General features: G+C 34.5%; 22 protein-coding genes. 3 read left to right on the forward strand and 19 right to left on the reverse strand.

Going from position 1 to position 20,975, the window contains the following annotated elements; all coding sequences use genetic code 11:
* Positions 1–3 precede the first annotated feature (3 nt).
* The 13 genes from fliI to F8154_RS05080 all read right to left on the reverse strand — a co-directional run bounded on the left by fliI (position 4) and on the right by F8154_RS05080 (position 13,473).
* Entirely contained in the window at positions 4–1,320 is a 1,317-nt protein-coding gene (gene fliI / locus F8154_RS05020) for a flagellar protein export ATPase FliI (protein WP_151860511.1), read from the reverse strand.
* Positions 1,321–1,324: 4 nt separating this feature from the next.
* On the reverse strand, positions 1,325–2,110 hold the full coding sequence (locus F8154_RS05025; RefSeq protein WP_151860512.1) for a FliH/SctL family protein: 786 nt from the start codon (positions 2,108–2,110) through the stop codon (positions 1,325–1,327).
* Positions 2,103–3,119: a flagellar motor switch protein FliG gene (gene fliG / locus F8154_RS05030; protein ID WP_151860513.1), complete on the reverse strand. Its 1,017-nt coding sequence runs from the start codon at positions 3,117–3,119 to the stop codon at positions 2,103–2,105. Before fliG ends, F8154_RS05025 begins: the two co-directional genes overlap by 8 nt.
* A gap of 13 nt (positions 3,120–3,132) precedes the next feature.
* Positions 3,133–4,680, reverse strand: a complete 1,548-nt coding sequence (gene fliF / locus F8154_RS05035; protein WP_151860514.1) for a flagellar basal-body MS-ring/collar protein FliF — start codon at positions 4,678–4,680, stop codon at positions 3,133–3,135.
* Positions 4,681–4,704: 24 nt separating this feature from the next.
* Positions 4,705–4,998 carry a flagellar hook-basal body complex protein FliE gene (gene fliE / locus F8154_RS05040; protein WP_151860515.1) on the reverse strand — a complete coding sequence of 98 codons (294 nt, stop codon included), beginning with the start codon at positions 4,996–4,998 and terminating at the stop codon, positions 4,705–4,707.
* Positions 4,999–5,013: 15 nt separating this feature from the next.
* The gene (gene flgC / locus F8154_RS05045; protein WP_151860516.1) at positions 5,014–5,457 is read right to left on the reverse strand and encodes a flagellar basal body rod protein FlgC; all 444 of its coding nucleotides are present in this window, start codon (positions 5,455–5,457) and stop codon (positions 5,014–5,016) included.
* 6 nt (positions 5,458–5,463) lie between these two features.
* Positions 5,464–5,859: a flagellar basal body rod protein FlgB gene (flgB, locus tag F8154_RS05050; protein WP_151860517.1), complete on the reverse strand. Its 396-nt coding sequence runs from the start codon at positions 5,857–5,859 to the stop codon at positions 5,464–5,466.
* A gap of 597 nt (positions 5,860–6,456) precedes the next feature.
* Positions 6,457–7,236 carry a GTP-sensing pleiotropic transcriptional regulator CodY gene (gene codY / locus F8154_RS05055; protein ID WP_151860518.1) on the reverse strand — a complete coding sequence of 260 codons (780 nt, stop codon included), beginning with the start codon at positions 7,234–7,236 and terminating at the stop codon, positions 6,457–6,459.
* Between the two features lie 19 nt (positions 7,237–7,255).
* Entirely contained in the window at positions 7,256–8,650 is a 1,395-nt protein-coding gene (gene hslU / locus F8154_RS05060; RefSeq protein WP_151860519.1) for an ATP-dependent protease ATPase subunit HslU, read from the reverse strand.
* A gap of 33 nt (positions 8,651–8,683) precedes the next feature.
* Positions 8,684–9,217 carry an ATP-dependent protease subunit HslV gene (gene hslV / locus F8154_RS05065; protein WP_151860520.1) on the reverse strand — a complete coding sequence of 178 codons (534 nt, stop codon included), beginning with the start codon at positions 9,215–9,217 and terminating at the stop codon, positions 8,684–8,686.
* A 90-nt stretch (positions 9,218–9,307) separates the two neighbouring features.
* Entirely contained in the window at positions 9,308–11,374 is a 2,067-nt protein-coding gene (topA, locus tag F8154_RS05070; protein ID WP_151860521.1) for a type I DNA topoisomerase, read from the reverse strand.
* Between the two features lie 60 nt (positions 11,375–11,434).
* On the reverse strand, positions 11,435–12,526 hold the full coding sequence (gene dprA, locus F8154_RS05075; RefSeq protein WP_243141173.1) for a DNA-processing protein DprA: 1,092 nt from the start codon (positions 12,524–12,526) through the stop codon (positions 11,435–11,437).
* A gap of 158 nt (positions 12,527–12,684) precedes the next feature.
* The gene (locus F8154_RS05080) at positions 12,685–13,473 is read right to left on the reverse strand and encodes a lysophospholipid acyltransferase family protein (protein ID WP_151860523.1); all 789 of its coding nucleotides are present in this window, start codon (positions 13,471–13,473) and stop codon (positions 12,685–12,687) included.
* A 325-nt stretch (positions 13,474–13,798) separates the two neighbouring features.
* On the opposite strand from F8154_RS05080, the gene F8154_RS05085 reads away from it, so the two are divergent.
* Positions 13,799–14,107, forward strand: coding sequence for a zinc-ribbon domain containing protein (locus F8154_RS05085; RefSeq protein WP_151860524.1), 309 nt, complete (start codon positions 13,799–13,801; stop codon positions 14,105–14,107).
* A gap of 204 nt (positions 14,108–14,311) precedes the next feature.
* A complete protein-coding gene (gene cspD / locus F8154_RS05090; RefSeq protein WP_151860525.1) occupies positions 14,312–14,512 on the forward strand; it encodes a cold-shock protein CspD in 201 nt (66 codons plus the stop codon).
* Positions 14,513–14,577: 65 nt separating this feature from the next.
* Here cspD and F8154_RS05095 read toward each other — a convergent pair whose 3' ends face one another.
* Both F8154_RS05095 and F8154_RS05100 read right to left on the reverse strand, forming a co-directional pair.
* On the reverse strand, positions 14,578–14,985 hold the full coding sequence (locus F8154_RS05095; protein ID WP_151860526.1) for an NUDIX hydrolase: 408 nt from the start codon (positions 14,983–14,985) through the stop codon (positions 14,578–14,580).
* Positions 14,986–15,009: 24 nt separating this feature from the next.
* The gene (locus F8154_RS05100; RefSeq protein WP_151860527.1) at positions 15,010–16,545 is read right to left on the reverse strand and encodes a YifB family Mg chelatase-like AAA ATPase; all 1,536 of its coding nucleotides are present in this window, start codon (positions 16,543–16,545) and stop codon (positions 15,010–15,012) included.
* Between the two features lie 382 nt (positions 16,546–16,927).
* On the opposite strand from F8154_RS05100, the gene eam reads away from it, so the two are divergent.
* A complete protein-coding gene (gene eam, locus F8154_RS05105) occupies positions 16,928–18,208 on the forward strand; it encodes a glutamate 2,3-aminomutase (protein WP_151860528.1) in 1,281 nt (426 codons plus the stop codon).
* A gap of 195 nt (positions 18,209–18,403) precedes the next feature.
* Here eam and rpmA read toward each other — a convergent pair whose 3' ends face one another.
* The 4 genes from rpmA to F8154_RS05125 form a co-directional block, all read right to left on the reverse strand.
* Positions 18,404–18,697, reverse strand: coding sequence for a 50S ribosomal protein L27 (gene rpmA / locus F8154_RS05110; protein ID WP_151860529.1), 294 nt, complete (start codon positions 18,695–18,697; stop codon positions 18,404–18,406).
* Between the two features lie 3 nt (positions 18,698–18,700).
* Positions 18,701–19,033 carry a ribosomal-processing cysteine protease Prp gene (locus F8154_RS05115; protein WP_151860530.1) on the reverse strand — a complete coding sequence of 111 codons (333 nt, stop codon included), beginning with the start codon at positions 19,031–19,033 and terminating at the stop codon, positions 18,701–18,703.
* A 9-nt stretch (positions 19,034–19,042) separates the two neighbouring features.
* Positions 19,043–19,354, reverse strand: a complete 312-nt coding sequence (rplU, locus tag F8154_RS05120; RefSeq protein WP_151860531.1) for a 50S ribosomal protein L21 — start codon at positions 19,352–19,354, stop codon at positions 19,043–19,045.
* 124 nt (positions 19,355–19,478) lie between these two features.
* Positions 19,479–20,975 (reverse strand): Rne/Rng family ribonuclease, encoded by a 1,497-nt coding sequence (locus F8154_RS05125; protein ID WP_151860532.1) that lies wholly within the window; start codon positions 20,973–20,975, stop codon positions 19,479–19,481.

Raw genomic sequence — 20,975 nt, forward strand, 5'->3', positions numbered from 1 at the left:
TCCTTACTTATTTAATATCTGAATCATTGCCTCAGATGTATCTGCAAAATTTGCCTTTTCGTGGGTGCCCTGGGTTAAGAAATTGCTTATTTCTTCTATTTTGCTGATTGAGTAATCTATTTTTTTATTGGTTCCCTTTACATATGCTCCAATATTAATTAAGTCCTCTGATTCATTATAGGTTGCTAAAATCTCTTTAATTTTCGATGCTGCCGCTAAATGGTTATTATCCACTATATTTGGCATAACCCTGCTTACACTGGATAATATATCAATAGCTGGGTAATGATTTTTGTTAGCTAGCTTTCTTGATAAAACTATATGACCGTCCAAAATACCTCTTACTGCATCGGCAATTGGTTCATTCATATCGTCACCATCCACCAGTACTGTATATAAGCCAGTTATCGAACCCTCTTCAGAGGTTCCAGAACGCTCCAGTAGTCTTGGAAGTACAGTAAAAACAGATGGAGTATAGCCTTTGGTAACTGGAGGCTCTCCTATAGCTAACCCAATTTCCCTCTGGGCCATTGAAAACCTTGTTAAAGAATCCATTAATAGCATTACATTACTTCCTAAATCTCTAAAGTATTCAGCTATTGAGGTTGCTAGTAATGCTCCCTTCATCCTTATTAGAGGTGGCTGATCAGAGGTTGCAACAATTACTACTGATCTTTTAAGGCCCTCCTCCTGTAGGTCATTTTCTATAAACTCTTTAACCTCACGTCCTCTTTCTCCAATTAATGCTATTACATTAACATCAGCCTGTGTATTTCTTGCAATCATCCCCAGTAGTGTGCTTTTCCCAACACCGCTTCCAGAGAAAATACCAATACGCTGTCCATTGCCACAGGTTAGCATACCATCTATTGCTCTAATTCCTACTGTTAATGGCTCTTTAATACGCTTCCTCGCCAATGGATTGGGTGGAATCCCCATTACTGGGTAGTTTTTCGATGCTACTATCGGACCTTTTCCATCAATTGGCTCCCCAAGTCCATCCAAAACCCTTCCCAACAGGCCACTTCCCACCTTAACCTTTAAGGAGGTTCCAGTTGCTTCTACTTTGCTACCTGGTCCTATTCCTTCCATTTCACCCAGGGGCATTAAAAGCACCTTTTTCTCCTTAAAGCCAACTGCCTCGGCTAAAACTGGTTTTTTGCCCTTTAATGTATGTATTATACATACTTCTCCTATTTTAACAGCTGGTCCTATTGACTCAATTGTTAGACCAATAACCTGAGATACTTGACCTGTGTATCTGATTAGGTCTGTTGATTGGATAGCTTCTATATATTTATTAAAATTAGTTAAGGCCATAATATCACTCACTTATAGTTATGTCGGTAAGAATCTTTTCTATTGCTTTTATTTGAGTACTAATACTGGAGTCAATTGTTCCCGACAGGGTTTCAATCATGACACCACCAGAGGGTAAAGAGGCATCACACCTTACATCCATTTTTTCAATGCCGTCTGTCATCATAAATATTTTGTTTTTCTCTGTATTTACTAGATCATAATCTGCTTTTGATACGCGAATAACTATTGATTCTGTAAAGGTTGATTTTTCCAAACCTGCTCTAATGACTTCCAATAACAAGGAGTTATCTTCTTCTAGCTTATAATTGATAATTTTATTTACACACTCTATTACTAATTTAACTACATCCTTCTCTGCCTCTTTAATAGCTCGGTTTTTCTCCTCCAAAGCTTGTAGCTTTATATTTTTTGCTTCATCTATGTGTTCTGCTACCTCCTGATGTCCAAGGTCTTTACCTTCAGCTATTCCAGCACTATAGCCTTCCCTTTTAGCATTCTCGAATATGTTTTTACTATCCTCATATGCCTCTCCAAGGATGAAGGCTGCTTCCTTCTTAGCTTCCTCTATAATTCTTTGGGCTTCTTCCTTTGCCTCATTTAGCATAGCTTCCAGTTCTTCATTTATCTTATTTGCCTCATCATTACATGTATCTATTTCTTCTTCATTTACAGCTTCTTCATTACTGTGGAGCTTTATTATGTTGTTTAGCTTAATTTCATTAAAGTCTATTTCCTTTTTATCACCTAATTTTACCTCAGCAGATTTTAAAACCCTAATTTTAGACAATTATTTCATCTCCTCCACCTCTGGCTATGATGATCTCTCCTGCTTCCTCAAGCTTTCTAATTATATTAACAATTTTTTGCTGGGCCTCCTCAACATCCCTTAATCGTACAGGTCCCATGAATTCCATATCTTCTCTAATCATTTCTGCCATACGCTTAGACATGTTGGCATAAATAACATCTGATACTTCCTCTGTAGCTCCCTTTAATGCAACAGCAAGCTCTTTGTTATCAATTTCCCGTATGAACCTTTGAATTGATGTGCTATCAAGATTAATGATATCTTCAAATACAAACATTCTTTTTCTGATTTCTTCTGCTAGCTCTGCATCTTGTATTTCTAAATTATCCATTATATTCTTTTCAGTACCCCTGTCAACTGAATTAAGAATGTCTACAATTGACTGAATACCACCTGCAGATGTATAATCTTGACTTACTAATGAAGATAGCTTCCTTTCTAAAACAGATTCAACCTCTTTAATTATTTCTGGAGAAGTTCTGTCCATTATAGCTATTCTTTGAGCTATTTCAGATTGCTTTGATTGTGGTAATGAAGATAGTATCTGTGCCGATTGATTTGATGGCAAATATGCTAAAATTAATGCTATGGTTTGTGGATGTTCATTTTGAATGAAATTAAGCAACTGACTTGGGTCTGCCTTTCTTGCAAAATCAAAGGGCTTTACCTGTAATGATGCAGTCAGCTTGTTTATAATATCCATGGCTTTTTGTGAGCCTAACGCCTTTTCTAATACGTCCTTTGCATAATTTATACCACCCTCAGAAATGTACTCCTGTGCTACGCATATTTCATAGAATTCTTCAAGAATTTTTTCCTTTTCGTCAGGGGGTACCTTTCTCATATTTGCTATTTCAAGAGTAAGCTCTTCAATTTCTTCGTCGTTTAGATGCTTAAATATTTGTGCTGAGAATTCTGGTCCTAAGCTTATTAGCAAAACTGCCGCCTTTTCACGACCAGATAATTCCCCCTTTGTACCCTTTCTCATTCTTCGATCACCCCTAATCTTCGCTTAACCAGTTTCTTAGGAGCTGAGCAACAGCTTCGGGCTTCTTAGAAACCATTTTTTCTATTTGTTGTTTAGCCTGTGATCCAGACAGCTCTAAATCTATTTCTTCTAATTCATCTTGTGGAATTAATTCCCTAATAGATTCCACAGGTTCTTCCTTTTTCTTTCTTAATTTAGTTGAAGCTAGATATACCGACGCAAGCAGCAATGTTCCAGCTATACCCCACAACCATAATGGGATACTTGCTAAGCCACCTTGAGGGCCTTGATTTTCCATTGCTGATCTTAACTGTTCTTCAATTGAGTTGCTGAATTCTTGAACTCCCACCTGTACTACTCTAGTATCAAGCCCTGCTGCCGCCGAAATAATATTTTGCAGCTCTTTTCTTTCCTCGTCAGTCAATTGACCTCCGTTAATTGCATTACTATTTATGTAGACTGCTATTGTTATATCTTGAACTTGGCCTTGTGCTTTAACAATCTTTTGACGAAGTTCATTTATTTCATAATTAATAGTTCTGCTGGCTTCATTGTATCTTGAGACATTTGAATCATTTTCTACATATTGGGTTATATCTTCTGTGTTAGAATCTGTTCCGGGAATACCGCCTGCTTCTTCATTTACTACATTTTGCTGAAGCTCCTGCATACTTCTTATAATTCCTGATGTTTCTCCATCTATAGGTGGGGAAAACTCCAATATTTCAGTAATTTCACTGTCAAAGTCCAGTTTTACATTAGCCATAACTGCAACATTACCATACCCGTATACAGTTGACAAGAAATCGCCTATACTTTTTTCCAAATCACTTTTAACTGCCTGCTGTAGATCAATATGATTATTAGTGTCAAATGAGTCTCCTGCTTCATTTTGACTATTTAAAACTCTACCATCATTACCATGAACAGTAACATTTTCGGGATAAAGACCTTCCACAGCGTTTGATACCAGCATTACAATACCATTAATACTGTTTTTATCAAGCTTTGCACTGGGGTCTAAATCAATAAATACCGACGCCTTTGAGGTTCTTTCGTTGTCTGAAAAAACAAATCCACTTTTATCAGGTACAGTTAAATGTACTACTGCCTTTCTAACGCCAGGGATTTCTTCAACAGTACTGGCTAGATAGTTTTGCTGTGCATATAAAAACCTTTGGGTTCTCTCTTCACTGGTCATCATAAAGGAATTAGAAAAGGCATCTTCATATGAAAAGCGAGCTGTTGGTAGCCCTTGAGTAGCTACAACCATTTGGGCTCTTTTCTCATCCTCCTTAGCCACTAAAATTGTTCCTACAGTATCTCCCGATTTTGCCTTAATATTATTGGTTTCTAAAGTACTAATTACTTCACCAGCTTGTTTAGCATCTAAGTCATTATAAATTACTACATACTCAGTTCGTGTAAAATAAAGTATTATAGCAGTTAATGCTAGTAAAATGAACAAAGTAGTTAGTGCTAATTTTATTTTTTGCTTCTTTTCCATCCCTTGAAAATACTCATTAAGCTGGTTCCGCATCGTTTCAACTGCTTCAGTCATTGGTTCACCTCATCTCAGCTATAATTAAATCTGCATTCTAGTAATTTCTCGATAAGCGTCCAGCACCTTATTTCTTATTTCTATGACTAGCTGTAATGCTACTTCTGATTTTTGTGCAGCGATCATAACTTCGTGAAGGCTATCTACTTCTCCCGCCGCCAGCTTAACAGTATAATCCTCACTTGTCTTTGATAATTTGTCAGCGTTTTTTACCGCCTCCATAAATAATGAAGAGAAGGAGGTTTCTTTATTTTGTTCTTTAGGCTCTAAAAGTCCTAAGCTTGTATTTGGTGTTAAGTTAACCTGTTGAATATTCATTTTCTAACCTCCTTATCATCTTCCTATTTGAAGTGCCTTCATTGCCATTGATTTTGATGTGTTTAAGGCAGTTACATTGGCCTCGTAGCCCCTTGAGGCTGAAATCATGTTAGCCATCTCAGTTATAATATCAACATTAGGCATAGATACATACCCTTCTTGGTCTGCATCTGGATGTCCTGGGTCATAGATCTTTTTATATGGAGACTGATGGTCCTTTACACCAACAACCTCTACTCCATTAAACTTGGCATCATTACCTATAGTCTTATTTAGATATTGTGAAAATGGAATATTTGCTTCTTTTGTCTTAAAAACAACCACCTGTCTTCTATATGGGCTGCCGTTTGCTGTTCTTGTTGTATTTGCATTTGCAATGTTCTTAGAAATTGTATCCATTCTTAATCTTTCTGCCGTAAGACCAGTAGCACTTATGTTTATAGAATTAAAGAAACTCATTATTCATCACTTCCCTTCCTTTATTACTGTTTTTAATCTATTAAACTGGCTATTTATACGGGTAGTTAAAGCATCATGTAAAATAGAATTTTTTGCTAGCTCTGCCATTTCTACATCAATGTCGACATTATTCCCGTCTCTCCTGGTGCTATAGTTCTTTTCTGTTTCTATTTTGTGCTTTTGTTGATGAATAGGCTGTAATCCGATTTCAAAATGATTTTTATTGGTTTTGGCTCCCCTTATACCCTTTCCCTTCAGAGTTTCTGAAAGTAGCTCTTCAAATACAACCTTTGATCTTTTGAAATTGGGTGTATTGGCGTTTGCAATGTTATTGGAAATAACTTCATTCCGCTTCCATGAAGCATTTAAAGCATTACTAAGCAAATTAATTCCTTTAAACATTTTCCTGCTCCCTTCTATATGTATTAATATTCATCATTATAAACAATTAAAAGTACCTCTAACAATTCTTCTTTTTTCGCAAGCTAATAAGGACTTCACTAAAATAATATTAGGCAAATATTTATTTATTCCTCCTTTTTTTTTCATTTTTCTACAGAACGGGACTCAAGAACTATGACATATTTTTCTAATAATTCCATGTATTTTTTATCATGGCTTGTATACCAAAGGTTTACTCCAGTAGGCTGAAGCTCTGCTCCAAAAAAGTAACTTAATGACGTGCATAAGTTACTTATGAAACTCAGCTAGAATATGAAGTTAAAAGCTGCAGGAGCTTATAATGATTATTTGAAGCCTATGAATTAACCTATTTCAAGACACTTAGTTATTAACTAATGTGCAATTGCATATGTATTAATTATAGTTGATTATTCGACATTAAACTACATAAATAAAGATTATTTTAAGGATTAACAAAAATTTTACAAAATAAAAAAATGCTCCTACTTTTTGTAAGCAGTTTTTTTCTGTTTACAAAAATGAGGAGCATTACATATAGTTAAGCCTTTAGTTATGATTTTTGAAATGCTTTTATCACTATCTTTTAACTTTTCTTAATTCTTCCAATAATCTATCATTCAATATTTTAATATGGGTACCCTTCATACCTAATGATCTGGATTCAATAACACCTGCACTCTCAAATTTTCTTAAGGCATTTACAATGACAGAACGAGTAATTCCCACTCTATCGGCGATTTTACTTGCAACCAATAATCCTTCTGTGCCATTTAATTCATTAAAGATATGCTCTACTGCTTCAAGCTCTGAATATGAAAGGGTGCCAATAGCCATTTGCACTACCGCCTTCTTCCTTGCTTCCTCTTCAATCTCTTCTGTTTTTGCCCTTAAAATCTCTAGACCTACTACAGTTGAGCTGTATTCCACCATAACTAAGTCTTCATCTTCAAACTCATTTTCATGTCTAGCTAAAACTAAGGTTCCTAAGCGTCTACCGCTACCATTTATAGGTACGATTGTCACTAACTTATTGTAGCTTTCAACATCATACTTAAATATTTTTAGAAGCTCATCTTGTGTTATGTTGGACTTTGTTTCCGTTATATTTAGCAGCTGTTCGTTATACTCTTCAGGAAACTTTTTCTCACTGGTTTTTTCATCAATAACTATTGGGCAGTCTGATGTATCGGTTAGGCTTACACCTAACACCTTTCCCTTTGAGCTGGCAACATAAACATTTGCATCTAAAATTTCACTTAGTATTCTACATAGCTCGTTAAAGGATATTGCATGGTCACCACTCTGCTGTAGTATTTTATTTATTCGTCTTGTTTTTTCCAATAAAGCACTTGCCATTTTACTTCCTCCTTTGTAATTAAATTATAAACCTATCTTCATTGATAATCTTAATTGTATTCTTCAATTTTGAATGTACATAATCCACATCAATAACAATTTCTTCTTCCTTCATATCTGGTGCCTCAAAGGATATTTCCTCCAAAAGCTTTTCTACTACATTGTGTAGTCTTCTAGCACCAATATTGTCACTTTGCTCATTCATCATAAAGGATATCTTTGCGATCTCATATATGGCATCCTCTGTAAACTCTATCTTTATACCCTCCGTCTGCAAAAGCAGCTGGTACTGCATCAATATTGCATTTTTAGGCTGGGTAAGGATAGCTTTAAAGTCCTGAATATTTAAATTGCTTAAGCTAACCCTTATTGGAAATCTACCCTGTAGCTCAGGTATCAAATCCGAAACCTTTGATATATGGAATGCACCTGCTGCAATAAAAAGGATGTGATCTGTTTTTACGGGGCCATACTTTGTCATTACAGTACTGCCTTCAACTATTGGAAGTATATCCCTCTGTACCCCTTCCCTTGATACATCAGGACCAGCTGCTCCTTCTCTTCCACATATTTTATCTATCTCATCTATGAAGATTATTCCGTTTTCTTCTACATTGATTATAGCTTTATTAATAACATCATCCATATCAACAAGCTTTTGAGCCTCTTGATCAGTTAAGATTTTGCGGGCTTCGGCAACAGTAACCTTTTTCTTCTTGGTTTTTCTAGGGACAAGCTCTCCCAAAACATCTTGAATATTTATATTCATTTCTTCGCTACCCATTCCTGAAAAAACACCAATTGATGAGGGGTTTTGATCAATTACCTCCACCTCTACAATTTCCTTTTCCAAAAGTCCCAGCTTCAATTGCTTTTGAATTTGCTCACGCTTCAGCTTTCTTTCAGCCTCATAGTTTTCATTAACATTAGCTTCCTCATACTCTGGCTTGTTTTTAAAAAACATTTCTAAAGGATTTTTTAACGAAGCTTCTTTTTTTGGAGATGGATCAATTAGCTCCACTATTCTTTTACTTGCTAAAATCTTAGCTTTTTCGTAATTCTGTTGTATATATGTGTTTTTTGTCATTCTTATGGATGCCTCAACTAAATCTCTAATCATGGACTCTACATCCCGTCCCACATAGCCAACCTCTGTAAACTTAGTTGCTTCTATTTTAACAAAGGGAGCTCCTACAAGCTTAGCTAGCCTTCTGGCTATTTCTGTCTTTCCTACACCTGTTGAGCCAATCATGAGTATATTTTTAGGCTTAATTTCCTCTCTAAATTCTAAGGAAATCAAGCTTCTCCTATATCTGTTACGAAGGGCAACTGCTACTGCTTTTTTTGCAAGGCTTTGACCTATTATATATTTATCTAGTTCTTCAACAATTTGCCTGGGTGTGTAATTACACATTTTTTCACCTCACTTATAATAAAGAAGCTTTTATTATAGTGTTTCCACACTTATATTGCTATTTGTATAAACGCAAATATCTGCAACAATCTCTAATGACTTTGTTACAATATCCTTAGCTGATAAATCTGTATTTCTGCTTAGGGCTATGGCAGCAGATAGTGCAAAGGCACCCCCTGAGCCAATAGCAATAACATCATCATCAGGCTCTATGACCTCTCCTGTTCCACTGATAACCAGCATAGCTTCCTTATTTACAGCTATTAGCATTGCTTCTAGCTTTGTTAGCATTTTATCTCTACGCCAGCTTTGGGCAAGCTCTATAGCTGATCTTTTTAGGTTTCCTCCATGCTTTTCTAGGTAGTTTTCAAACTTTTCTGCTAGGGTAAATGCATCTGCAACTGAGCCTGCAAATCCAATTAATACCTCATCATTATAAATCTTCCTAACCTTTTTTGCATGATTCTTAATAACTATTTTTTCTCCTAGGGTAACCTGACCATCTCCTGCTATAGCACAATCCAGACCATTTTTCCTTGCGGCGACAATCGTTGTACCTTTAATCATAGTCTCACCCCCCAGTATTAATAACTCAAATGAATACTACCATAACTCTACCTTCAATTCAATATTTATTAACAAATATTAAAAATATTTTTAATTTTCTTTTTTCTCTTGATAGCCACATTCTTTATTGGTACATTCTATTTTTTCGCCCTTCTTATTGCTTTTGTAAACCATTAATTGGTTGCATCTTGGGCATTTTTTATCTACAGGTTTATTCCATGAAACAAATCTACACTTAGGAAAGCTACTACACCCGTAGAATAATCTCCCCTTTTTAGATCTTCTTTCAATTACATCTCCATCCTTGCAATTTGGACATTTTACCCCAACCTTATTTACAATTGCTTCAGTGTATTTGCAATCTGGATAGCCTGAACAAGCAAGAAACTTTCCATATCTTCCATGTTTAATCAGCATGGTTTTTCCACATTCCTTACACATCTCATCACTTTCTTCAACCAAATCTATTTCTTCCATATCTTTTTCTGCTACCTCTAGCATTTTTTCAAAGGATTGGTAAAATTCCTTAATTAATATCTTCCAGTTTTCATTACCTTCTTCTATTTTGTCTAAGCTTTTCTCAAGCTCTGCAGTAAAGTGAACCTCTAAAATATCAGAAAAATAGTTCTCTAGTATGTCTGTTACTATAATACCCAGCTCTGTAGGCTTTAAATATCTACCTTCCTTTTCTACATATCCACGATACAAAATTGTTGTAATAGTAGGTGAGTAGGTGCTGGGTCTACCTATTCCCAACTCCTCCATCGTTTTAACTAGGGATGCCTCTGTGTACCTAGCTGGAGGTTGAGTAAAGTGTTGCTTAGCTTCTTCATTGATAACCTTAATCTCTTCCCCTTCATTAACAATAGGTAAATTTACATCCTCTGAAGTTGTGGCAAAGGAGTAAACCTTTAAGAAACCATCAAATTTTAGTCTAGAGCCTGATGCCTTAAATACAATAGATTCCACCTCTAGCTCTATTGCAACTGTTTTGAATATTGCTGGCGACATTTGGCTAGCTACTGATCTTTCCCATATTAGCTTATATAGGTTATATTGATCCTTTGTTAAGGAGGTTTTTATTTTATCAGGTGTACGCTGTATATCCGTAGGTCTGATGGCTTCGTGGGCATCCTGTATATCTTTTTTTTCTGTTTTCCTGTTAATACTCTTTCCTACATAATCTTTTCCAAAGGCTTCATTTATATAATTAATAGTGCTGTTTATTGCCTCCTTTGAAATACGGGTTGAATCAGTTCTCATGTAGGTTATTAATCCAGCTGTTCCCTCTTTTTCAATATCTATTCCTTCATATAATTGCTGTGCTATTGACATTGTTTTTTTGGTTGAATAGCCTAACTTGTTTGATGCCTCCTGCTGCAATGTACTTGTGATAAATGGTAGGTAAGGATTCCTGCGCTTTTCACCTTCTTTAACTGAGGTTACTAGTAAAGGTTTTCCCTTTATTACTTCTAGTATATCTTCAACCACCTTTGAATTTTTTAGCTCCTTATTACCCTTATCATCACTAAAGAATTTTGCTTCAAAGGTATCTCCATCCTTCTCTAGGTCTAGCTTCAAGCTCCAATATTCCTCAGGTATAAAGCTCTTAATTTCCTCTTCTCTATCTTTAATTATTTTAGTTGCCACCGATTGTACTCTACCTGCACTTAAGCCTTTACGAATGTTACGCCACAGCAGTGGACTTATTTTATATCCAACCAATCTATCTAATACTCTTCTAGCCTGCTGTGCATCTACTAGTGCTTTATTTATTTTTCTTGGTTTTTTAATTGCTGCCTTAATAGCTGTTTTAGTAATTTCATTGAACTCAATTCTACAGGGAGTTACTTCATCTATACTTAGTGCATTGGCTAAATGCCAAGATATAGCTTCACCTTCTCTGTCTGGGTCAGTTGCAAGCAAAACCTTTTTTGCTTTTTTAGCCTCCTGTCGTATTTCTTTTAACACAGGTCCTTTACCTCTTATGGTAATATAGTCAGGTTCAAAATCCTTCTGGATATCAACACCTAGCTTGCTCTTAGGTAAATCTATTATATGTCCTATTGATGCTTTGACAATGTAGTTTCTTCCAAGAAATTTTTTTATTGTCTTTGCCTTTGCTGGCGACTCTACGATTACTAGGGATTTTGTCAATTACCACACCTCCATTGCGTCTTTTGTTTTGGAAAATATAGACAAAATCATTTCAACTGATTAAACTACAGTATACATTTTACCAGGCAACTGACAAATGAAACCCTTTAATTCTAAAACTGTTAAAATGGGATTTACTTCATTTATTTTTATGCCACTTTTGTGTACTATATAATCTATATGTATGGGTTCATGCTTTATTATATTATATATTTTAGCTTCTTTATTACTTAGTGATACATTTATTATTTCGTTATCTTTTTTACTAATAAAATTAAAGGTTTTTTTTAGGTCTTCAATAATATCTTCAACCTCTAGTACCATTTTGGCACCATCCTTAATAAGACTATTGGTTCCTTTGCTTAAGTTACTATTAATATTTCCTGGTAGTACAAACACATCTTTTCCATGGTCTATAGCAAAGTCTACCGTAATTAGTGCACCACTTTTTTTAGCTGCCTCCACAATAAAAACTCCATCGGATAAACCACTTATGATTCTATTTCTAGCAGGAAAGTGGTACTTCAAGGGAGGTGTACCAGGTGGATACTCCGATAATATACACCCATTATTCTCTAGGATTTCAACCATCAAATTTGTATTAGACACAGGATAGCATTGATCTATTCCACAGCCCAGCACCCCAATGGTGTATTGCTTATCTGCCAATGTTCCCCTATGGGCTTCAGTATCTATACCATAGGCTAGTCCACTAATTGTACCAACCTTCCACTGGGCAAGCTGTCGGGCAAAGCTAAAGGCTGCCCATTTCCCATAGGGTGTTGCTTTTCTAGCACCTACAATAGCTACTATTGGATAAGTCATATCAAGTTTGCCTTTTAAATATATTACATAGGGTGGATCGTATATACCCTTAAGCTTTTCAGGGTAATCACTGTCACTTATTGTTAAGGCCTGTATTCCTTTTTCGTTGCATTGGTGAATAATTTCTTCTATATATTGCTTGCTTCTATTTTTAATCAAGCGGTTTGTTATTATTCGATTATTATTTAAGGCAATGGATATATGAGACTCTTTAGCAGTCAGTAATTCTTCAAGACAGCCGAAATAGTCATATAGATTATTTAACAGTTTAAAACTGATACCCCCAATATGACTTAGCCAAATAAGGAAATCCCTTTCCTTAAGCATTATTGATACACCCCCTGCGACGATGCTTCTAATTCATATCAAGATTATTTACAAAATTATGAATTCATGCATTACACATTATATAACAAAACAAAAAAATAATAAACAATATTTTGTCGTAATGCTTAATATTAATAGAAAGGTACTATATTATATGATTATTGATGTTTCCAAATTTTAAGATTATCAGAAATGAAGCTTAGGATTTCCCTATGCTCCTCTTTCCCATTACCCTTTACAGCCATAGCTTTACCAATGGCAATATTGATGGGAATATTTCTTTTTATAGGTCCTATGTCCTTTAAGTATTTTCCATTTTGCCAAAAATCAGTTTTTATTGCTATAGGAATAATTTTTACATTTGCTTTTTTAGCTAGCTTAACCCCTAAGCTGTTGAATTCTTCAGGGATAAAGTTTACTGTTCTAGTGCTTTGTGGAAAGATTATTATAGATGTACCCTCATTAAGTAAAGCTTTTCCTTTACCCATAACTGTTTTAAAGTCTTCCCTCGGGTTATCCCTGGAAACAACTATAGGGTTTCTAGCTCTCATTATAGAACCAACAATCTTATGGGTTGCAAGGCTTTCTTTAATTACGAAGGTTGCCTCCATAAATGGAGCTATAATGCAGGGGAATACCATTGTTTCTAATGTACTCATATGATTACTAACAAAAACAACTGGGTCCTTTTGCTTTTCAATTACATCAAGACCAGTTATATGAAAACGTCCTCCACAGCCTTCTATTAGCTTGAAAATATCAAAGGAGGCCTTAGCCCACGCCCCAGTATCAAATTCCCCTTTTGCAACAACTTTTCTTGCCTCAAATAGTATTTTTACGTACCTTGCCACAAAATAAGTCCTGCTATTTAGTGATAGCTTGTCTAAAATATGTCGTGGTGTATTGGCCTCTGTGTGATACTCAGGGGGAGTAAAGTATTTAATCATAATATCACATCCTTTTAATATATAAGGAAATTATAGCAGTATATAGCATTACATACAATAATAATGTATACATATTAACAATTATTATATTCTAAAATCCTTTTAAATCAAGCTCTAGTTATATTATGGTTATTAGAAGTAAGGAAAATTATGTATTAGCAGCACCTTCTATTATTTTCTATATATTTACATAATTTGTTTGTTTTTATCAAACAATATGATATAATAAATTAAGCTCGATAGTGTCTTTGGATAATAATCTTCTCAACCTTTAGAAGTAAAAATTTCCTTTGCGACGAGCGAAATATAATTTGGAGGGATTATTATGTTAAAGGACAAAAACTTAAACTGTAAAGACTGTGGAAATCAATTTGATTTCACTGCTTCTGAGCAGGAATTTTATGCAGAAAAGGGATTTACCAATGAGCCAGGCAGGTGCCCTAAATGTAGAGCTGCCAAAAAAGCACAAGGTCGTAATAACACAAGAAATACAAGAAGCAATAAAGCAGTAAGACGACAAATGTACTCTGCAACCTGTAGTAAGTGTGGTGTAACTGCTGCTGTTCCATTCCAACCAAGTGGAGATAAGCCAGTATACTGTAAGGAGTGCTTTAATTTTCCTAAAGGGAATTAGTAAAACATTTACAGACAAAAAATTATTCCTTTATAATAAATGTATATGTTGACATTTTTTTTTAAAAGTAGTAAAATTAATATTGTTGTATAATAAGTGTTTATAATTCACATATTAAATATAATCATAAGATAATATTAATATATTGGATTTTTGTTCTTGTTATATAACAAAAATCAGAAAATTATTTGGAGGTTTCAAAGAATGAAAACAGGTAAAGTAAAATGGTTTAACGCAGAAAAAGGTTTTGGTTTCATTGAAGTAGAAGGTGGAGATGATGTATTTGTTCATTTCTCTGCTATCAGTGGAGAAGGCTTTAAGACTCTTGAAGAAGGACAAATGGTTGAATTTAACGTAGTTGAAGGTAACCGTGGACCTCAAGCAGAGAATGTTGTTAAGTTATAAGTAGATTAACTGCCCTTAAGGGCAGTTTTTTTATTTAATTATATTTTTAATATGAGTATTTTCTTTTATTCTTTTGCTCTTCTATATAAGGCAGGTTGAATATCTGGATACGTTAAGTTCATGGGTAACTTATCAAATAATTTGACCTCTGATATTTCTAAGTTAGGTAGTTCACCTAGCTCATAAATTTTTGCAGTAAACAATCTTCCATAAGACTCAACCTCTCCCTTTTCAACTGAGTATTCACATATAGGATTAATATTGAATTCTAATGCACCTGTTTCTTCTAACAATTCTCTATTTCCAGTGGCATTAATATCTTCATTTTCTTCCCTACGACCACCTGGAATCTCCCATGTTGACCTATCTTTGTGTTTAACTAGCAAAATTTCCTCTTTATATGTAGAATAAATAACAGCATATTTTAGTTTACTATCTTCTACTGTTCCTAATTGATAAAACTCTATTTTCATTTTGCCTACTCCTCCTAGTCTATATTAAAACTTAAAAATATTATTTGTATTCCTATATTGAAGGGCTTCTGATATGTGCTGCTCCTTTATTATTTCAGATGCATCTAAATCTGCAATTGTTCTAGCTACCTTTAGTATGCGATTATACCCCCTAGCACTGAGCTTCATTTTATTATAGGCTATCTGTAATATATTTTTGGCCTCCGCATCTGTTTTACAATGCTTTTTAATGTCTGATGGGGCTAGCTGAGAATTATTTAAAATATCAGTACCAAAGTACCTTTCTTGCTGAAACTCCTTAGCCTTCTCCACCCTTTTTTTAATAGTATTTGAGTCTTCTATTTTACTTCTGCCTACTAAATCATTATAGGCTATTGAAGCAGTTTCTACAACTATATCAATTCTATCTAATAATGGGCCTGATATTCTTCCCATATACCTTTTTACCTGCTGTGGTGAACAGCTACATTGGTTTTCTGTTTTAGCTCCATAGTAGCCACAGGGGCATGGGTTCATGGCAGCCACCAGCATGAATTTTGATGGATAGCTATAGGAGGCATTTACTCTGGAAATACTAATAACTCCATCCTCTAAAGGCTGTCTTAGTACCTCTAAGGCTATTTTATTAAACTCAGGTAGCTCGTCTAAAAACAGCACTCCATAATGACTAAGGGAAACCTCTCCAGGTCTAGGAATTCTCCCACCTCCCGTTAATGCGATATTGGATATGGTATGGTGTGGTGATCTAAAGGATCTACTATGGATTAACCCCTCATCCTTATCTAATAGTCCTGCAATACTATAAATTTTAGTAACCTCTATTGCCTCTTGAAAGGTCATTTTAGGCAAAATGGAAGGTAATCTCCTTGCTGCCATTGTCTTTCCAGAACCTGGTGGACCTATCATCAGTAAATTATGGTTTCCTGCAGCTGTAATCTCCATAGCTCTTTTCAGATTTTCTTGTCCACTTATATCTTTAAAATCAAGACCTTTACTATTTTCATTTTTTATATTTTGTATCTGCCCTTTTTGTGGTTCAAGCAATAAGCAACCATTAATATATTTTTGAAGCTCACTTAGGCTTTCTACACCAATACACTCTATGCCCATTACATATTTTGCTTCAGGTAGGTTATCTTTAGGTAATATAACTTTTTTTATACCATTACTACACATTTCTAATAGCATAGGAAGTACACCCTTAACTCTGTTAATTCCTCCGTCCAATGAAAGCTCTCCTATAGCAATAAAATCCGAGGCAGAAAATTCATTTTTCAACTGGCCTGAAGCAGCTAAAATACCCATTGCGATTGGTAGATCAAAATGTGTACCCTCCTTTTTTGTATCAGCTGGAGCAAGGTTTACTGTTATACGTTTTAATGGAAACTCTAAATTGCTATTTTTAATGGCTGCTCTAACCCTCTCCTTAGATTCTTTAACCTCAACATCTGCTAAGCCTACAATATTTATTGCCGGTAGGCCATTTGCCAAATCAACCTCTACCTCTATGGAGTCTACCTTTAAACCATTTATTGAGCATGACTTAATTTTAGAAAGCATCTTTTCACATCCTATTTAAACAATTTAATAATAATTATTTCGATAAAATGTATTAAATTTCCTTTTTTTATGTTGAATTATTTATAAAATTATGTAATAATACATTATTTTTTATAATAAAAATAGTTATTCTTTAAAAAAATTATTAATTTGCAATTTGACATAAAAATGAAAATATGATATATTTTATGACTACAGATTCATTTTTTTTGATTCTATATACCCATTTCTTTATCTATTCTACATATAAAGACTTTTGGATTTTTCATAATATTCTGTTGATTAATTTTCCTATTAAAGTAGTATTTATTTTACCCATCGGCAAAAAATAGCTATATTGGATTAGCTATTTAAATACATATATTGAAGGAGGAGATATACTATGGATTGTAAAGAATTTACTAGCACAGATAGTAGAGAAATATCCATCGAAAGAGCTGCGCAATTGAAATCTAGAATACAGGATTATCTTGATATAAAGGATAAGATACCAAAGGGTTTATCACAGCAGCAGCAGATTAAAATTGATGAGCAAAAAAGAAAAATTTTAAGCCTATTAAATGCTACTGAAGAGGATTGGAAGGATTGGAAATGGCAGCTTAAGAATAGGATAAGTGACGTGGATTTCTTAACTCAGGTAATTGAGTTAAGTGATAAGGAAATAAAGTCAATTAAAAAGGTTCAAAAAAACTTTAGATGGTCTATATCTCCATACTATCTATCACTAATAGATAGTAGCAATAAATATTGTCCTATAAAGCTTATGTCTGTTCCTTCTGGAATAGAAATAGAAAAGAAGCTGGGCAAGAAGGACCCCATGGGTGAGGAGTTCACCAATCCAGCTGGGTCAATAACAAGAAGATACCCCGACCGCTTAATTATTAATGTAACCAACGAGTGTGCTATGTACTGTAGACATTGTCAAAGAAGAAGAAATATTGGAACACAAGATTTACATCAATCGAGAGAAATGCTACAGGAATCTATCGACTATATTAGGGCTAATCCAGAAATTAGAGATGTTTTAATTACTGGTGGTGATCCCTTAACCCTTTCAGATGAAATGATTGATTGGTTGTTAGGGCAGCTACATTCCATTCCATCTGTTGAATATATTAGACTTGGCTCAAGGACATTAGTTACTATGCCCCAAAGAATTACCGATAATCTATTAAGTATCCTGAAGAAATATCCGCCATTATATATAAATACCCATTTTAATCATCCTATGGAAATTACTAAGGAATCTAAGGAGGCCTGCGATAAATTAGCTAATATTGGCGTTCCTTTAGGGAATCAGGCAGTGTTATTAAATGGTGTAAACAATGATAAATATGTAATGCGTCTATTAAATCACGAAATGCTAAAGTGTAGAGTTAGACCATATTATATATTCCATGCCAAGAAGGTTGTAGGTACGATTCACTTTAATACTTCTGTAGCTGAGGGAATTGAAATTATGGAGTATTTAAGGGGCTATACCTCTGGAATGGCTATACCTACCTATATAGTTAATGCACCAGGAGGAAAGGGCAAGACTCCAATTTTACCTCAATACATTATATCCCATGGTAAAAATTATGTTAAAATTAGAACCTGGGAGGGAGAAATAATAGACTATCCTAGCTTTACTTCTAAGCCTATTGAAGAAATATATAAGTAATATAAAAAACTACCCGCCTAGCGGGTAGTTTTATATTTGCAAATGCTAGACTGATCAAAAAGTCTAAGTTTCGAGGCGCAAAAAATCCTAGCGATTGCAGCGTATATAATAATACGTAAGAATGCTAGGATTTTGAAGTAACAAAGAAAATTGGGATTTTTCATCAGTCTAAAACTACCCGCTTAGCGGGTAGTTTTATAATGCAGCTTCTTTTGCATACACACTTACTTGCTTTTTATCTTTACCTTTTCTTTCAAACTTTACAACTCCATCCACCAATGCGAATAAGGTATCGTCTGAACCCTTTCCAACATTGTTTCCTGGATGTATTTTAGTTCCTCTTTGTCTTACAAGAATATTGCCAGAGCTAACATATTGACCATCTGATCTTTTTACCCCTAATCTTTTGGAAATACTGTCACGACCGTTTTTTGAGCTACCTACTCCTTTTTTGCTGGCAAATAACTGAAGATCCATTAAAAATTGCATGACCTACACCTCCTTGTCATGAATATCTATATACTCATAATATCCTGCTTTTATGTTTTTCAACCCTACAACCATTGTTTCCAATAGTATATTAACATCGTATCTTTGCTTTTCAGTTAAATCGTCGGGAATACTACATTGAAGATAACCATTATCAATTTTATAAGTAGCTTTTATTTCTAAAACCTCATATAAGCCAAGTATAGTAGTTTGACCCAGCACCGAAACCGCAGCACATACAATATCTTTACCATGCGCTTCAGCATTAGCATGGCCTGATATGTTAAATTCACATATTTGATTTTGGTTATTTCTATAGATTTTAATTGATATCATGGTTTAAGCCTACCCATTTATTTTTTCAATAATAAGCTTTGTAAATGGCTGCCTATGACCTTGCTTTCTTCTATAATCCTTTTTACGCTTATACTTAAACACTATAATTTTTTTAGCTTTACCCTGAGTATCAACTTTAGCTTGAACACTTGCACCTTCAACAACAGGTGATCCAAAAGTTAACTTGCCTTCCTTAGATAATGCTAAAACAGTGTCAAGAGTAACTACATCTCCTTCTGAAGCATTTAGCTTTTCTACAAAAATGGCGTCTCCTTCTTGAACTCTGTATTGCTTTCCACCTGTTTCAACAATTGCGTACATAAATACACCTCCTCATCCCAGTCTCGCCAGATACTAGGTAACATAGTTTTTAAAACCCGATCTGAGCGGCTACCTACAGAAATATATATTATCATAGCATAATAATTCTGTCAACCCCTTAATATTACTTTTCTTCAATAGCTTTCTCAACCACTTCTTTGCTCCCCATAAGCACCAACTTTACATCTCCATATGGTGTAGCCTCATTTTCCTCAAAATATATTGTAATCTTTGTATTAGCTTCTATTTCATTTATTAACTCCTTATGGTCTTCAATGGCCTTAATTGAAAGTGGATTTATTTTAAATAAAACAGCTCTGCAGCTTGTATGTTGCATTGTTCTTTTTAATTGCTTTTCTATTTTTCTTATCAAATGATATTCAGAGGATATTTGTCCTGTACCATTACAATAGAAGCACTGTTTTTGAAGTTGAAAATCTAGTCTTTGTCGGACCTTCTTTCTAGTTATTTCTACAAGTCCTAAATTTGTTATTCCCAGAATTTTTGTTTTGGTTCTATCCTTAGCTAGAGCCTTTTCTAATTTGTTTAAAATTGCTGCTTCATGGCACTCACTATTCATATCAATAAAGTCTACTATGATAATGCCACCAATATCCCTTAATCTTAACTGTTTAGCTATAACCTCTATAGCCTCGAGATTGGTCTTATATACAGTGTCGTCTAAATCTACACTACCAACGTACTTTCCAGTATTTACATCAATTACAGTTAATGCTTCAGTAGTATCTATAACAATGTATCCTCCGCTTTTTAGCCATATCCTCCTTGACAAGCCCTTTTCTATTTGATTTTCAAGATTATATAGTTGAAAAACATCTATATCATCCTCCATTAAAATGAGTCTATCCTTTAAGGCTGGAGAAATGAGGTCAACAAGTTCCTTAGTACCTTTAAAAACCTCCTGGTTGTTTATTATAAACCTGCTTATTTCTTTATTAAAAATATCTCTAATTGTTCTGTTTACAAGATCAAAGTCCTTGTGAATTAGTCTAGGTGCATATCCTAGCTTTTTTTCTCTTTCAATTTTTTGCCATAGCTTCAATAGAAATTTAATATCATCTTTAAAGTCTTCTTTACTTTTTCCCTCTGCTACAGTCCTTACTATTACTCCCATGTTTTGAGGCTTAATATCTTCAATTTCTGCTTTTAATCTTTCTCTTTCATCTTCATCATTAATTCTTCTTGAAATACCTATATAATCGGTTGAAGGCATTAATACTAAATACCTACCTGGTAAAGTTAAATGGGTTGTAACTCTTGCTCCTTTAGTACCAATAGGTTCCTTAATTACTTGTACTAATATCTCTTGACCTGTCTTTAGTATTTCCTTTATAGTTATTTCTTTAGTAATTTGTGATTCTTCGTTAAGTAATTCCTGGGGAATTGCATCCTTTACATATAAGAAGCAGTTTTTGTCTAACCCTACATCTATGAATGCTGCCTCCATTCCAGGTAATACATTAGTTACTCTACCTTTGTATATGTTCCCCTCTATGGGCTTATCCTTCTTTCTTTCTATATATAATTCAACTAGCTCCTCATCTTCCACAAAGGCTATTCTAGTTTCAGTAATTCCTGCATCTACAATTATCTCATTCAT

The sequence above is a fragment of the Alkaliphilus pronyensis genome (assembly GCF_009017275.1).
In the GTDB taxonomy this organism is placed as follows: domain Bacteria; phylum Bacillota; class Clostridia; order Peptostreptococcales; family Natronincolaceae; genus Alkaliphilus_C; species Alkaliphilus_C pronyensis.

Coding starts and splice junctions, on each gene's coding strand:
- fliI (WP_151860511.1), bottom strand. CDS start 1,320: ATGGCCTTAACTAATTTTAATAAATATATAGAAGCTATCCAATCAACA.
- fliG (WP_151860513.1), bottom strand. CDS start 3,119: ATGAGAAAGGGTACAAAGGGGGAATTATCTGGTCGTGAAAAGGCGGCA.
- fliF (WP_151860514.1), bottom strand. CDS start 4,680: ATGACTGAAGCAGTTGAAACGATGCGGAACCAGCTTAATGAGTATTTT.
- fliE (WP_151860515.1), bottom strand. CDS start 4,998: ATGAATATTCAACAGGTTAACTTAACACCAAATACAAGCTTAGGACTT.
- flgC (WP_151860516.1), bottom strand. CDS start 5,457: ATGAGTTTCTTTAATTCTATAAACATAAGTGCTACTGGTCTTACGGCA.
- flgB (WP_151860517.1), bottom strand. CDS start 5,859: ATGTTTAAAGGAATTAATTTGCTTAGTAATGCTTTAAATGCTTCATGG.
- codY (WP_151860518.1), bottom strand. CDS start 7,236: ATGGCAAGTGCTTTATTGGAAAAAACAAGACGAATAAATAAAATACTA.
- hslU (WP_151860519.1), bottom strand. CDS start 8,650: ATGTGTAATTACACACCCAGGCAAATTGTTGAAGAACTAGATAAATAT.
- hslV (WP_151860520.1), bottom strand. CDS start 9,217: ATGATTAAAGGTACAACGATTGTCGCCGCAAGGAAAAATGGTCTGGAT.
- dprA (WP_243141173.1), bottom strand. CDS start 12,526: ATGCTTAAGGAAAGGGATTTCCTTATTTGGCTAAGTCATATTGGGGGT.
- F8154_RS05080 (WP_151860523.1), bottom strand. CDS start 13,473: ATGATTAAATACTTTACTCCCCCTGAGTATCACACAGAGGCCAATACA.
- F8154_RS05085 (WP_151860524.1), top strand. CDS start 13,799: ATGTTAAAGGACAAAAACTTAAACTGTAAAGACTGTGGAAATCAATTT.
- cspD (WP_151860525.1), top strand. CDS start 14,312: ATGAAAACAGGTAAAGTAAAATGGTTTAACGCAGAAAAAGGTTTTGGT.
- F8154_RS05095 (WP_151860526.1), bottom strand. CDS start 14,985: ATGAAAATAGAGTTTTATCAATTAGGAACAGTAGAAGATAGTAAACTA.
- F8154_RS05100 (WP_151860527.1), bottom strand. CDS start 16,545: ATGCTTTCTAAAATTAAGTCATGCTCAATAAATGGTTTAAAGGTAGAC.
- eam (WP_151860528.1), top strand. CDS start 16,928: ATGGATTGTAAAGAATTTACTAGCACAGATAGTAGAGAAATATCCATC.
- rpmA (WP_151860529.1), bottom strand. CDS start 18,697: ATGCAATTTTTAATGGATCTTCAGTTATTTGCCAGCAAAAAAGGAGTA.
- F8154_RS05115 (WP_151860530.1), bottom strand. CDS start 19,033: ATGATATCAATTAAAATCTATAGAAATAACCAAAATCAAATATGTGAA.
- rplU (WP_151860531.1), bottom strand. CDS start 19,354: ATGTACGCAATTGTTGAAACAGGTGGAAAGCAATACAGAGTTCAAGAA.
- F8154_RS05125 (WP_151860532.1), bottom strand. CDS start 20,975: ATGAATGAGATAATTGTAGATGCAGGAATTACTGAAACTAGAATAGCC.